We start from the raw sequence: 12,854 nt of genomic DNA, 5'->3' as shown, positions 1-12,854 counted from the left end.
ATGGAGAAAAGAAAAGATATGCAGTTCACCTTCAAGTTCAAACATATTAATAAACTGCTGCCAATTTGCTTAGCTGCGGTAACTGTCCTGTTAATAACATATTTTGGGCAACAACCAACTGTTGCCCAACTGCGATCGAACGTCGCAGTAGACTTTGGAGTACCAGCCACCGGAACAATTTCCATGAGCGGTATGCTGCACGGAATAGACCCCAGCCAGCCGCCGGATCACTCAATCAAACCCTTGCAGCCGAAACTTTGGCGAGTCGGGAGACTCGATATTTACGATCGCGTAATCGCCAACGGAGCTGAGTTTCAACTGGTAGTCAGCGACTTGTGGGGCTACGGTAGCAATCCCAATGGCTGGCCCTATCAAAATTACCCCGCGTGGGAAGCATTCATCCGACAGTTAGCCCAGCAAAATAAAGGCAAGAAAATTATTTGGGATATCTGGAACGAACCGGATTTAAAAAATCCGTTTTGGAAGGGAAGCCGAGAACAATTCTTTGAAACTTACAAAAGGGCTTACAAAATTTTGCGGGAAGAATTGGGGCCGTCAGCCATGATTGGCGGGCCGAGTATCAGCACTTACGACAAAGAATATCTCGCTGACTTTTTGGATTACTGTAAAGCGAATAAACTGGAAGTGAATTTCTTAGCTTGGCACGAACTCAACGATAGCAAAATTTTATTTGTGGACGATCATGTCATCGATGCTAAACGCAATTTTCAGCAAAGTCCCTCTTACAAGGAACTGAAATTGCAAAAAATTTACGTCAACGAGATTGTCGGGGAATTAGCGCAGTATCAGCCGGGAGAAATTTTAGGTTATTTCTATCAGTTGGAGTACGCAAAAGCTGACGGTGCTTGCAGAGCTTGTTGGAATACAACAGGAGCTAAAAAAGTTAGCAATTGCTTCAACAATACGCTGACTGGGATGGTCACGCCTAATACTTTTGAGCCGAGAGCAGCTTGGTGGACTTACAAAGCTTATGCTGACGGAGTTAATTCGCGGGTGCGGAGTCGCTCAGATAACGATCGCCTTGTCGCTTTAGCCAGCAAGTCAAATCCTGAAGGTAAAGCACAGATACTTTTAGGTTATTTCGACCGCAATTATTCCTTAGCAACCACCGTAACATTAAGCCTCATAAATTTGGAGCAGCTAGGTCTTCAAAAAGATCAGAAAATCACTCTAAAATTAGAAAAAATTCCCAACAATCAAGAAGGCCCCGTGCAAAAGCTTGTCACCGTTAAAGAAGAAAGTTTTTCGGTGGGTAGCGGTAGCTTGGCTTATGTTATCCCTAATTTCAACGTCCACGAAGGCTACTTATTGACGGTTAGCAAGTGAGCTTGATTTGAAGAGAAATCGCGGGGTGGGGGCGGGTTTATTTAACCTATCTGTACTTTTTGAGGCTAGTGGTGAACCCGCCCCTACGGATTTATCGATCGCGCGGTATCTGATGTCAGTAGAGTTTAGCTGGGATTTTTCAAAGATTTTTGTACGGCTTCCAACCACTCTCTGGCGGTTTGATTTTCTGATTTTGGGTCGTAGTAACACCCTAATTCATCGAGGATGAATGTTTCTAAATCGGCTGGGGCGATCGGCATTTCTAGCAGTTTCCTGAGTTCTTGCGATGCAGCTTCAACACTTGCGGGCGGTTCGCTGCTGCGGTATTTGTTCACTACATCTCTGGGGGTGTCAGCTTCTAACGGCCAGTCTTGGTGAAAGTAGGAACTGAAAAATTGAGTTAAATGAGGAAATTGATTTATCATTCGGGATAGGCTGTGAGAATAAAGTATCCGGGAGGTAATTTGGCGCTGCGCTGGAGGACGATTTTCAGGCGAGATGCTGAAGTTGCTTTGGATGCGCGGCGACGCAGAGTAATGCCAATTATTCTGTTGGTGTTGTAGTCGATCGTATAACGATTACCTCGACTTTTCACCCACGAGTCGATCGCATTTTGATTTCTGTTCATTGCTTCCCCAATAGCCGCTTCGGCGACCGAACGGTCAGTAAAAGAAGATGCGGCAGGAATTCTCGTTTCGCTTGCGAGTCGCTGTGCTAGTTGTGCTTCTGTTTTCCCAACGTGTCTCTCTAAAGTGTGTCCTCCTGCTGCTTCGTGAAAGTCTAAGCCGCCGCCCGGTATGTTGGGAACAAAAGCTACGGTGGTGTGTGGTATAGTTGAGCCTTCCGGTACAATAACTGTGGCGTAAACACCAGGTATTGCCGATTGGAATAATATAATTATTGAGGCGATCGCACACAGGATACCTAAAAACTTTTTTAGGCGATCGAGTTGATTTTTCATTGCTGTTGAATCTCTTTCTTAGATTTAGTATAAATGATTGCTGTTTTTTTGTCTATTTTAGAATCTACCATTCGTAAGTTATAAATTGCGAGCACCATTCAAATATACGGTGGGCAGTTCACGCCCTACTGTTAGTAGAAATTGCACGCAGTATTTAAATACGTGGTGTTCGGTGCGAACCCTAGGATTATTCATAAATAAACGGTGCCCACCCAACACCCTAAGATTATTTCTAATAGTTGGTGATTTTTGTGGTTTACAAAGCTTCACTGATTGTGATTAAATATTAACAATTATTTTCAATAATAACTAATGATTGATGATAAATTAATTAATTATCTTTAAAACTGTGAAAAAATGCAAGTAGTTATCCTAGCCGGCGGTCTCGGTACTCGTCTCAGAGAAGAAACAGAATTTCGTCCCAAACCCTTAGTTGATGTAGGGGGGCATCCGATTATTTGGCATATCATGAAGATCTATGCACACTACGGTTTCCAAAACTTTATTGTGTGCTTGGGCTATCGCGGCAACATGATTAAAGAATATTTCCTCAATTATGAAGCCATGAACAATGACTTTACTATCTGTCTGGGACGCCAAAATACCATCACTTATCACGAGGAACATCTCGAACAAGATTTTAAGGTGACACTGGCTGAAACTGGGGCAGAAAGCCTGACGGGAGGGCGGGTAAAACGGATCGAAAAATATATCGATGGCGAGAATTTCATGGTGACATACGGTGATGGAGTTGCTGATGTCAATATTGACGCCTTAGTCGATTTTCACAAGTCTCACGGTAAGCTGGCAACTGTCACTACATTTCGCCCGATTTCTCGCTTTGGAATTTTGGATGTAGACAGCGATAGCCGGGTAGTACAATTTTCTGAGAAACCTCAAATCGACGGCTGGATAAGTGTTGGATATATGATATTCAACCGCCGGGTATTTGAGTATTTGGGGGGAGATGATTGTATTTTAGAACAAGAGCCGATGCAGCGTTTGGCCGCAGAGGGACAGTTGATGGCTTACCGTCATGAAGGCTTCTTCTTTGCGATGGATACTTATCGAGAATACAAGTATTTAAACGAACTTTGGGACGAAGGGAAGGCTCCTTGGAAACTGTGGTAAAAAGTTAATTGTTGCATTCTCAACAAGCCTTTGATGAACGGGCTTTCCGGCCCGTTCCACAATAAATAGAATTTATTTGTTGTGCAACAGGCTTTCCGGCCCGTTCGACAATAAATAGAATTTATTTGTTGGTTGTGGAACAGGAATCTTGCCTGTTCTTGAAAAGGGTGCACAATGCGAGGAAATAAGTAGGGACACGGCAGTGCCGTGTCCCTACCTCTGCTATAAAATAATTATAAAAAATGGATTTCCAAGATATGCTTAACAGCACAGAAATTTACCTGCAAAAGTGGGTTGCACCCCACGCGGAAATTATCGACAGCGACTCGGAAGCGTTAAAAACAGCAGTTGCTGGATTGGAAGATCGATCGCTCTTAGCATTGCGAGTTCCCCAAAAATGGGGCGGGGCTGAAATTGCACCGGAGATTTTTTATCAATATCAGGAATTGACGGCTCGATATTCCGGCGCTTTGTCTTTTCTGCAAACTCAGCACCACAGCGCAACTGCCATGATTGCCAACAGCGACAATGAGATGCTAAAAAGCAGATACTTGCCCGCGATCGCCCAAAAAGAGTTACGGTTGGGTATTGGGTTTTCGCATTTAAGGCGATCGGGCAATCCTGCTGTCACAGCGACTCCCGCAAAAGATGGCTATTTACTGTCAGGAAAAGTTCCTTGGATAACAGGTTTTGGATTGTTTCAAAAGTTTATTGTAGCTGCGGTACTTCCTGACGAACGCGCTGTTTTCGGTTTGCTGCCTTTTGTTAATATTGAACGCGAATACGGTAAAATAGCTTTCAGCGAAATCATGCAGTTAATCGCCATGAACTCGACTAATACTGTGACAGCAACTCTCGATAATTGGTTGCTGCATGAATCGGAAATAATTTCAGTTAAACCTGTCGGCTGGATTTCGGAAAATGACAGCAAAAATATACTGAATTTTGTCCCCGGTACTTTTGGCTGTATTCGAGCGGGATTGGATGTAATTGCAGCAGCGGCGGCGGCTAAGAATTCACCTTTTATATCGGCAGCTTGTCAAAAACTAGAGCAAAAGCTCGATCGGCTAAAACAAAATTTCCAACAATCTAAACACAGCTCGAAAGCAGAAAAATTAGCGCTGCGAGCTCAAGCTATTGATTTAGCGGCGCGTTGCGGACACGCTGCGGTTGCAGTTTCTAGCGGTGCTGCTAACGGTATTGTCCACCCGGCCGGGAGAGTTTATCGAGAAGCTTTGGTGTATACTGTTTCCGGGCAAACAAAGGATGTGATGGCAGCAACGCTCGATCGACTAATCGAATTTTAGATTTTAGATTTTAGATTTTAGATTGATCTCGCAGAAGGTCACGGAATCAACTGTGTGTAATAACTAATAGATATATTTTACATAATGAAAGACAAATTAAAGTCAAAAAATATAAAAACGATCGCCTACAGCGAAATTGTAGACTTAACCCATGCAATTCACCCAAATATCCCTATCTGGCCCGGAGATCCAGCGACAGAATTTGAAACCGTCTCTCAAATAGAAAAACACGGCTATTTCCTGCGAAAATTCTCAATAGGAGAACACAGCGGCACTCATATCAACGCACCCAACAGCTTTCATGCAGGAGGCCCCAGCATTGATAGTTATGCGCCCCAGTCGCTAGTTTTCCCCGCAATTGCGATCGACATCCGAGAGCAAAGTCTTGCCAATCCAGACTACACTTTAACCATAGACGATGTATTAAATTGGGAACGGCAGCACAAACTTATAGAAGCGGGAAATCTGGTTTTATTGTATACTGGCTGGCAAGAAAAATGGGATAACGAGCGAGCATTTTTTAACCTAGACGAGCGCGGCATTTGCCACTTTCCCGGATTTGGCAAAGCAGCAACTCAATTTTTGCTAGAAGAACGCTCGATCGCCGGAATAGGAACCGACACCCACGGAGTCGATACCGGCAGAGATGAAAGTTTTGCAGTTAATAAATTGGTATTGGAAAAGCAGCGAATAGTGCTGGAAAATCTAGCAAATCTCGACTTGTTACCTGCGGCGGCTGACATCACTTTAGTTATCGGAATATTGCGTCTTTTGGGAGGTTCAGGTTCCCCAGTGTCGGTGTTAGCTTTTGTTGCTTGATGCGGTAAAACTTACATCTTGCACTATTTTCAATAACGGGTTCTCCGGCGCGTTCCACAAAGAGTGAATTTTATTGTGGAACGGGCCGGAGAGCCCGTTCCTAAATAGGTAATTGAAAATGGTGCAAGCTCTCAGGTAAAATTGGATTGAGAGAAGTCGAGCAAAAATAATAAAATTAATGACAGAACTGCCCAAGGATCTCAACGAGGCGATCGCCCAATCCCGCATGGCCACCGCCGCTGCCCTCTCGGACGGCAAAACTCTACTGCAAGTCGAATTAGTATTTCCAGAAATCGCGCTGCAAGCACAGTCTATCACCCTACAATTCCTCCCAGAATTTGAGGAAATCTACCCCGGAGTAAAAGTCTTTTTTCCCGACACCGGTGCGGCAGCCCTCGCGCGCCGCGACTGGGGAGAAACACCGTTTAAAGTGACTGATTTGGGCAGCAGTCGCACCCCTGTTGAAGACAAAATAGCACCGGAAGATCAACTTTTTATCTCGATCGATCCAGCAGCCGTAGAAGTGGCCCAAGTCGAAAAACTTTACATAGCTGCGGCGGGTCGCCCAGTAATTCTACTCAACCCGCGCCTCGAAGATGTTGCCACCATAGGTATAGGCTATGCGGGCCGCCAATTGCGCGATCGATTCCTCAACAAAATCGAATCCTGCTACTATATCAGACCCCTAGACCGTGCGGCTTTATTCCGCTGCTACCCCCAATCCTGGCAAGTCTGGCTGGAAACAAACGACGAATACGAACTAATTTCTGAAACCGCCCAAAAACCTGTCGGAGACGATTTAGAGCGGATTTTAGCCGCTTCTCTCCCAAGCGCCGATCCTGACTCCACGACACCTGCAAAACCCCTCAAAAAGAAAGGTTTTTTGGCAGAACTCCAGACATTCCTCAAAACTTTGAGTCAGTAACAGCAGTTGCAAAAGCACAATTGACAAGAAATTATAGGGGGGGTTAAGCCCGGGATCTATGCTATGAGCCAGTTGGCCTTTGCACAACCCGCCCTCTCCCACATTATGTTTATTTTTACCCGCTTACGGATCGGTAGCTACGGAAACAGATACTGGCGATCTTTACCCAATCCTGATACAAAGCAGTATAATGGGTGACACCCCTCCACCGTAAAAGAGGGGAGGCGAATAGCAGCACAATCAGATGCTATTTGCTAAAGATTTGGCTTTTGAGTCAGGGAAGCGCATAAGCACAATGGAGCACCGGCGCATTGTTATTGGGGACGTACACGGGCATTACGACGGCTTAATGACCCTGCTAGAGGCACTGGCCCCCAGCTCGGACGATCGCGTCTATTTTTTGGGAGACTTAATCGATCGCGGCCCCAAAAGCGCTCAGGTATTAGATTTTGTCCAAGACAGCCCCTACCAAACTCTGCTGGGGAACCACGAACAACTGATGCTGGAGGCTTTGTCGGCGGTGCCGATGGATATGCGAGCGTGGCAATCTTGGCTGTACAGCGGCGGCGATGCGACAGTAGCCAGCTACAGAGATACAGGGATGATGCCTTACAAACACTTAGAGTGGCTGCGAACGCTCCCCACCCACCTAGACTTAGGGGACACCTGGCTGGTTCACGCCGGCGTCCACCCCCATATGCCAATTGACAAGCAGTCGATCGAACAATTCTGCTGGATTCGCAAAGAATTTCACACCATATCGAAACCCTATTTTCCCAATAAATTAATTATCACGGGTCACACCATCACTTTTACCTTTGAGGGTGTCAGACCAGGCGAATTAGTCAGGGGCGAAGGCTGGTTGGATATTGATACGGGTGCTTATCATCCCAAAAGCGGCTGGCTGACAGGATTTGACCTCAGTTACCGCAGAGTTTATCAAGTCAATGTATTTAACAATCAAGTCCGAATTTTGCCTTTTGACGAAGTTGTCAGACAATTGAAATCGCAGCAGATTGCACCCCCGGAACCGGAGATGAGCGAGGAAGTATTCTCAAAAGCTTGACAATCTTTTCCTTAAACCACTTCCCCCGATGGGATTGAAACTCGCAGTGCACGAATTCATCAATGCAGACCTGGCAGTCCTACACAGTCAGGACAATCAGTGATAATTTTAATTCAGTCCTGGACGCATCGGGGCCGGTGAAACCGGGTTTTTTACCGAATCGGCGGTCTACAACGCATCTTTTCGTAAAAAAACCCGGTTTCTAAACAATCGTTCGTAAGTTCTATTTTGGCTAAATTAATACCAATTTTTGCCCTTCAAAAACATAATTTCCGTGACTTTATTTGGCATTTTATGGCAATTCAACAAGTTCCAATTAACTGGTATATCTCATAAAAAACAATATTAATCAAGTATTTGACAGTTATTGTATGAGGTTAGTTGCGGGAATTAGTTGTTTGCAATTTGACTGTTTGTGCTAAAAAAATTACACGTTAAATAAATGAGGATAATTGTATTCCTGGTGGCGGCAACGCACCTGCGGTTATTGGGCAACAATCGAAAAATCAAGTGACAATTGCTAAAAACAATTGCTAAAAAGACCGCAATATGAGAAAATAGAAAAAAATATAGAAATTCGGGAGTTATGATTCTTGGTAACTATTAAATGTCGGGGAATTACATTCTCAAATATCCAAGCCGTGATTTTTGACAAAGACGGGACTCTAGAGGATTCTCAGGAGTTTTTGAGACTGTTGGGGATTAAGCGATCGCGCCTCGCAGACGCTCAAATTCCCGGCGTTGGAGAGCCGTTACAAATGGCTTTCGGTATCGACAGCGGCAGCATCGACCCCGCAGGCTTGCTTGCAGTCGGCAGCCGCAGGGAAAATGAGATTGTTGCAGCGGGATACATCGCGGAAACCGGCAGGGGATGGTTGGAATCTTTAACTATTGCGCGCCGCGCTTTTGACGAAGCTGACGAAATGTTTAAAAATAGCGCTGTTTCTCCTTTATTTGTCGGCAGTTTGGAAGTTCTGAAATATCTTTCGGAAGCGGGTTTGAAGCTGGGAATTCTTTCGGCGGCTACGACTGCGGCGGTGCAGAAATTTGTGAAACACCACGCATTAACCGACTACATTCAGTTAGAAATGGGAGTTGATTCAACCCTTCATAAACCAGACCCGAAATTGTTTTTGCAAGCTTGCGAGAAACTCGGAGTTGAACCCGCAGCAACTTTGATGGTGGGAGATTCAGCGGGCGATATTCAGATGGGTAAAAATGCGGGCGCGGCGGGCTGTATAGGGATTTGTTGGGGAAATGCGGAGGTTCGCCATTTGGAAAAAGCTGATGTGGCGATCGCATCTTTGGATGAAATTTCAATTTTAGCAGATTGAGCAAAGATCACATCAATTCCGGTGCCACCAGATTTGGTATCAGTTCCTGCTGAGATGTTGCAGTATTGTTAATAATCCTTTTAGGAACAGGCCGAAAAGCCTGTTCTTGAGAATGGTGCAACATCTCAGTCCCTACAAACAACGCAAACCGAGAATTACGACATCTCTTTCAACGCCGTCAAGTTCGGCAACTTGCGGCAGATATCCCCACCGCTGAAAGCCAAATTTCTCAAACAATCTTAAACTCGGCTGATTGTGAGCAAAAATTATTCCCACGAGAGTTTTTATCTGCAATTCTGGACTCCGCACAATTGCCGATTGCAATAATTTTTGTCCGATTCCGCAGCGCTGGCGATCGGGTGCGACGTAGATGCTAACTTCTGCTGTATGCTGATAGGCAGCGCGTCCGTAGAAAAGCTGAAAACTCAGCCAGCCAACAATATTTTGTTCTGATTCGATTACCAAAATCGGCCAGGAATTGGGGGAGTGTTCTCTGTACCACGGGAGGCGGCTTTCGACTGAGACTGGTTTTAAATCTGCTGTGGCCATTCTACCTGGTATTGCTGCGTTGTATATTTGGACAATTGCTGGCAAATCGCTTTCTACTGCGTCGCGGATTTTCATCGTTTGGTTAACTGTTGACTGTTGACTGTTGGCTGTTGGCCGTTGGCTGTTGACTGTTGGCTGTTAACTAATGACTAATGACTAATAACTAATAACTCTTCTTGTACAGTTCCATAATATCGCTGAGGGCCATCCGCGAATTTGCTCCCAAAGTCAGCGGTGAGGTGTGTCCTCGCTGCAAGTGTTCTGCCGCCGCGCAGCCGATCATTGCTGCGTTGTCCGTACAATATTTTAATGGCGGAAACAATACCCGCAAGTTGTGTTTTGCAGCAGCAGCTTGTAAGTGTTTTCGGAGTCCGCTGTTTGCTGCAACTCCGCCGCCGACTACAATAGTGGCAAGCCCGAAATTTAGGGCACAGTCGATCGATCTTTTGGTTAAACCCTTGGCTACTGTTTCCTGAAAGCTGGCCGCAATATCATTAACTGTAGAGGCAGGCAACAAGCCTTCGGCATTCACATTGTTATTTTGTTGTTTGAGTTTCTGCACTAATTGCAAAACTGCGGTTTTCAACCCGCTAAAACTGCTGTCGTAAGGATGGTAACCACCACCAGGCAATGAAATTCTACCTTCTGGTAGAGGGTATGCTTGGGGATTCCCAAGGGCGGCCAATTTGTCAATCAGGGGCCCACCGGGATATCCTAGCTGCAACAGTCTCGCCACTTTATCAAAAGCTTCGCCGGCGGCGTCGTCGCGTGTTTGTCCTAAAGTTTCATAAACACCGCAATCTTTGACGTAAATTAAGCTGGTGTGTCCCCCGGAAACTAACAAACACAAAAACGGTGGCTGCAAGTCTGGTTCGATAAGGTAAGAAGCGTAGATGTGCCCTTCGAGGTGGTGGACGCCTAAAAAAGGTTTTTGATGGACTATTGCCAAGCTTTTCGCCGCACTCAGCCCGACTAACAATGCACCTACTAAACCGGGGGCACAAGTCGCAGCAATGCCGTCAATTTCTGACCAACTCAGGTTTGCTTCACACAGACACTGGCCAATTACCTGATTGAGCATTTCTAGGTGACTCCGCGAAGCGACTTCTGGCACTACCCCGCCATACTGCTCGTGGATTTTAATTTGCGATGCCACAACATTGCTGCAAACTTGACGATTCTTAACAATTGCTGCTGCTGTTTCGTCACAACTTGTTTCGATTGCGAAAATGGTTGCCATTAACTGGTAATTTTATTTGATAGGTTAGTTATTGCTAGCTTAACTAATTCGGCGCGAGTCCCCGCTCTACCTGTACTCAGGTTATTGTTAAGGGATTTTTGCCCGATCGACAGGTAAGGCCATCATCTGATGCAATGAAGGAATATCCTCGCGGTATTGCTAGCTCAGCATTGACCTATGAAAACGCGAATCCCTCATTTTATTGGGCTTTGTCGCATCAATGATGGATACTTGAGACTGTCAACAAACACGGTAATCTGGATTCCAGATCGGCAAGTTGAAATGCTTGTACAAAAACTTATTGTTTTGTAACAAAAGGAAACAATTCCATGCGACGATTGTTTGCTGCAATTTTAGTGTTGAGTGTCTGGATCAGTTTTGCTCCAGTTGCTTCGGCTTACAATTTAGTGCCGTGCAAGGACTCTCCCGAATTCAAGGAACTGGCTAAAAATGCCCGTTCTACGAATGGCGACCCCGCATCTGCCAAAGCAAGATTCGAGCGCTATTCTCAAGCTATGTGCGGCCCGGAAGGATACCCGCACTTAATCGTAGACGGCAACTTGAGCAAAGCAGGGGACTTTTTGATTCCCAGCGTGCTGTTCTTGTATATCGCAGGTTGGATTGGTTGGGTGGGCCGTGCTTATCTGCAAGCAGCCAAAAAATCTGACTCTCCTGAGGAAAAAGAGATTATTATCGATGTTCCAAAGGCAGTCGCATTGATGTTGAGCGGCGTTTTATGGCCTCTAGCAGCTCTCAAAGAAATCACCACTGGTGAAATGTTTGCGAAGGACGACGAAATTACTGTTTCGCCGCGCTAGCAATTTGGGATTTGAGATTTTAGATTTGAGTTGGTTTACAAAGTCCCAGCCTAAAACCCTTAATCTAAAATCAGTTCGCATAATTTAAGTTGTCTCGACTTTTGAGGAGCAGTATTCATGCAATACTTTCTGAAGTATCTTTCGACCGCACCAGTATTGACAGCAGCTTGGATGGTGATAACGGCGGGAATTTTAATTGAATTCAACCGTTTTTTCCCAGACTTGCTTTTCCATCCGATGCCATAAAAAATCAGTGGACTTAGGTTCCCAAACCTAGGAAAAAAGTTGAGAGTTTTGAAGTTGGAGCGGTGATTTATCAAGTTATTTCAAAGCTCAAATATCAAAACTCTCAAACCAGCAGTGAGTACAAAAGCAGCGCCTAAATGGGTGAAAGCCAACGATCTAAACTATTTAGTTATCAAATTAGTTCCCAATGACTAATGACTAATGGCTAACGATTAATGACTAATGACTAATGACTAATATTGTGAATCGATGAAGTCTTATCTCGCCGCAGCAATTCAAATGACTAGCTTGCCTGACCTGCAAAAAAATTTGGTTCAGGCAGAGGAATTAATCGACCTGGCAGTGCGTCGGGGTGCAGAGTTAGTTTCCTTACCAGAAAATTTCTCGTTTATGGGAGAAGAAGAGGAAAAGATTGCTTCTGCAGAGGCGATCGGGCTCCTAAGCGAAAAATTCCTCAAAACTATGGCCCAGCGGTTCCAGGTAACGATTCTGGGCGGCGGGTTCCCGGTGCCGACGGAGGGGGGGAAGGTATACAATACCTCTTTGCTGGTAGACCAAAACGGCACTGAAGTGGCAAGGTACAGCAAAGTACATTTGTTCGATGTGAATGTGCCAGACGGCATTACTTACAGGGAATCGAACACCGTGAAAGCTGGTGAAGAGTTGCCGCCTGTTTATGTGTCGCCGGAGTTGGGGACGCTGGGACTGTCGGTCTGCTATGACGTGCGGTTCCCGGAAGTGTACAGGCATTTGTCGTACAAGGGGGCCGATATTTTGTTCGTGCCGGCGGCGTTTACTGCTTACACTGGCAAGGATCACTGGAAGGTTTTGCTGCAAGCTAGGGCGATCGAGAATACTTGTTATACGATCGCCCCCGCACAAACTGGCCGCCACTACGGCCGCCGTCAAACTCACGGTCACGCGATGATTGTAGACCCTTGGGGTGTGGTTTTGGCGGATGCTGGAGACGAACCGGGTGTGGCGATTGCAGAAATTAATCCCGATAGACTAGAACAAGTCCGCCGCCAGATGCCGTCGCTGCAACACCGGGTTTTTCTGTGAAGGAATTTTGAGACCAATAGGTCTCAAAATTTCAGTTCCCGTCAATCGA

General features: G+C 45.5%; 14 protein-coding genes. 10 read left to right on the top strand and 4 right to left on the bottom strand.

Features of this window, described 5'->3' with window-relative positions:
• The first annotated feature begins 18 nt into the window (after positions 1 to 18).
• The gene (locus QUA80_RS13430; RefSeq protein ID WP_333425180.1) at positions 19 to 1,347 is read left to right on the top strand and encodes a GH39 family glycosyl hydrolase; all 1,329 of its coding nucleotides are present in this window, start codon (positions 19 to 21) and stop codon (positions 1,345 to 1,347) included.
• A gap of 125 nt (positions 1,348 to 1,472) precedes the next feature.
• Here QUA80_RS13430 and QUA80_RS13425 read toward each other — a convergent pair whose 3' ends face one another.
• Together QUA80_RS13425 and QUA80_RS13420 are read right to left on the bottom strand one after the other, a co-directional pair.
• Positions 1,473 to 1,772: a contact-dependent growth inhibition system immunity protein gene (locus QUA80_RS13425; RefSeq protein ID WP_333425178.1), complete on the bottom strand. Its 300-nt coding sequence runs from the start codon at positions 1,770 to 1,772 to the stop codon at positions 1,473 to 1,475.
• Positions 1,769 to 2,308, bottom strand: coding sequence for an RNase A-like domain-containing protein (locus tag QUA80_RS13420; RefSeq protein ID WP_333425177.1), 540 nt, complete (start codon positions 2,306 to 2,308; stop codon positions 1,769 to 1,771). Before QUA80_RS13420 ends, QUA80_RS13425 begins: the two co-directional genes overlap by 4 nt.
• 357 nt (positions 2,309 to 2,665) lie before the next feature.
• Here QUA80_RS13420 and rfbF point away from each other — a divergent pair, with 357 nt between their 5' ends.
• The 6 genes from rfbF to QUA80_RS13390 all read left to right on the top strand — a co-directional run bounded on the left by rfbF (position 2,666) and on the right by QUA80_RS13390 (position 8,890).
• On the top strand, positions 2,666 to 3,439 hold the full coding sequence (rfbF, locus tag QUA80_RS13415; protein ID WP_333425175.1) for a glucose-1-phosphate cytidylyltransferase: 774 nt from the start codon (positions 2,666 to 2,668) through the stop codon (positions 3,437 to 3,439).
• Between the two features lie 242 nt (positions 3,440 to 3,681).
• Positions 3,682 to 4,746, top strand: a complete 1,065-nt coding sequence (locus tag QUA80_RS13410) for an acyl-CoA dehydrogenase family protein (RefSeq protein WP_333425173.1) — start codon at positions 3,682 to 3,684, stop codon at positions 4,744 to 4,746.
• An 84-nt stretch (positions 4,747 to 4,830) separates the two neighbouring features.
• Positions 4,831 to 5,565 (top strand): cyclase family protein, encoded by a 735-nt coding sequence (locus QUA80_RS13405; RefSeq protein ID WP_333425171.1) that lies wholly within the window; start codon positions 4,831 to 4,833, stop codon positions 5,563 to 5,565.
• Between the two features lie 178 nt (positions 5,566 to 5,743).
• Positions 5,744 to 6,490 (top strand): DUF1995 family protein, encoded by a 747-nt coding sequence (locus QUA80_RS13400; RefSeq protein ID WP_333425169.1) that lies wholly within the window; start codon positions 5,744 to 5,746, stop codon positions 6,488 to 6,490.
• 295 nt (positions 6,491 to 6,785) lie between these two features.
• Positions 6,786 to 7,556, top strand: coding sequence for a metallophosphoesterase family protein (locus QUA80_RS13395; RefSeq protein ID WP_333425212.1), 771 nt, complete (start codon positions 6,786 to 6,788; stop codon positions 7,554 to 7,556).
• Positions 7,557 to 8,149: 593 nt separating this feature from the next.
• A complete protein-coding gene (locus QUA80_RS13390) occupies positions 8,150 to 8,890 on the top strand; it encodes an HAD family hydrolase (RefSeq protein ID WP_333425168.1) in 741 nt (246 codons plus the stop codon).
• A 132-nt stretch (positions 8,891 to 9,022) separates the two neighbouring features.
• Here the strand turns inward: QUA80_RS13390 and QUA80_RS13385 are convergent, their stop codons facing one another.
• Positions 9,023 to 9,514, bottom strand: a complete 492-nt coding sequence (locus tag QUA80_RS13385) for an N-acetyltransferase family protein (protein ID WP_333425166.1) — start codon at positions 9,512 to 9,514, stop codon at positions 9,023 to 9,025.
• Positions 9,515 to 9,602: 88 nt separating this feature from the next.
• Positions 9,603 to 10,679 (bottom strand): tRNA (adenosine(37)-N6)-threonylcarbamoyltransferase complex transferase subunit TsaD, encoded by a 1,077-nt coding sequence (gene tsaD / locus QUA80_RS13380; protein WP_333425164.1) that lies wholly within the window; start codon positions 10,677 to 10,679, stop codon positions 9,603 to 9,605.
• Between the two features lie 329 nt (positions 10,680 to 11,008).
• Between tsaD and QUA80_RS13375 the strand changes: the two genes are divergently transcribed.
• From QUA80_RS13375 to QUA80_RS13365, 3 genes are all read left to right on the top strand, one after another.
• Positions 11,009 to 11,497 carry a Photosystem I reaction center subunit III gene (locus QUA80_RS13375; RefSeq protein WP_333425162.1) on the top strand — a complete coding sequence of 163 codons (489 nt, stop codon included), beginning with the start codon at positions 11,009 to 11,011 and terminating at the stop codon, positions 11,495 to 11,497.
• 117 nt (positions 11,498 to 11,614) lie between these two features.
• Positions 11,615 to 11,743, top strand: a complete 129-nt coding sequence (gene psaJ, locus QUA80_RS13370) for a photosystem I reaction center subunit IX (protein WP_333425161.1) — start codon at positions 11,615 to 11,617, stop codon at positions 11,741 to 11,743.
• 249 nt (positions 11,744 to 11,992) lie between these two features.
• Positions 11,993 to 12,805, top strand: a complete 813-nt coding sequence (locus QUA80_RS13365) for a carbon-nitrogen hydrolase family protein (RefSeq protein WP_333425159.1) — start codon at positions 11,993 to 11,995, stop codon at positions 12,803 to 12,805.
• The last annotated feature ends 49 nt before the right edge of the window (positions 12,806 to 12,854 follow it).

Source organism: Microcoleus sp. F4-D5, assembly GCF_036704885.1.
Taxonomy (GTDB): domain Bacteria; phylum Cyanobacteriota; class Cyanobacteriia; order Cyanobacteriales; family Microcoleaceae; genus Microcoleus.
Note: the sequence above shows the minus strand (reverse complement) of the source record. Positions and strands in the feature narration are given on the sequence as shown.

Bases quoted from the DNA above. Each gene is read 5' to 3' on its own strand.
- QUA80_RS13430 (WP_333425180.1), top strand. From the start codon at position 19: ATGCAGTTCACCTTCAAGTTCAAACATATTAATAAACTGCTGCCAATT.
- QUA80_RS13425 (WP_333425178.1), bottom strand. From the start codon at position 1,772: ATGATAAATCAATTTCCTCATTTAACTCAATTTTTCAGTTCCTACTTT.
- QUA80_RS13420 (WP_333425177.1), bottom strand. From the start codon at position 2,308: ATGAAAAATCAACTCGATCGCCTAAAAAAGTTTTTAGGTATCCTGTGT.
- rfbF (WP_333425175.1), top strand. From the start codon at position 2,666: ATGCAAGTAGTTATCCTAGCCGGCGGTCTCGGTACTCGTCTCAGAGAA.
- QUA80_RS13410 (WP_333425173.1), top strand. From the start codon at position 3,682: ATGGATTTCCAAGATATGCTTAACAGCACAGAAATTTACCTGCAAAAG.
- QUA80_RS13405 (WP_333425171.1), top strand. From the start codon at position 4,831: ATGAAAGACAAATTAAAGTCAAAAAATATAAAAACGATCGCCTACAGC.
- QUA80_RS13400 (WP_333425169.1), top strand. From the start codon at position 5,744: ATGACAGAACTGCCCAAGGATCTCAACGAGGCGATCGCCCAATCCCGC.
- QUA80_RS13395 (WP_333425212.1), top strand. From the start codon at position 6,786: ATGGAGCACCGGCGCATTGTTATTGGGGACGTACACGGGCATTACGAC.
- QUA80_RS13385 (WP_333425166.1), bottom strand. From the start codon at position 9,514: ATGAAAATCCGCGACGCAGTAGAAAGCGATTTGCCAGCAATTGTCCAA.
- tsaD (WP_333425164.1), bottom strand. From the start codon at position 10,679: ATGGCAACCATTTTCGCAATCGAAACAAGTTGTGACGAAACAGCAGCA.
- QUA80_RS13375 (WP_333425162.1), top strand. From the start codon at position 11,009: ATGCGACGATTGTTTGCTGCAATTTTAGTGTTGAGTGTCTGGATCAGT.
- psaJ (WP_333425161.1), top strand. From the start codon at position 11,615: ATGCAATACTTTCTGAAGTATCTTTCGACCGCACCAGTATTGACAGCA.
- QUA80_RS13365 (WP_333425159.1), top strand. From the start codon at position 11,993: ATGAAGTCTTATCTCGCCGCAGCAATTCAAATGACTAGCTTGCCTGAC.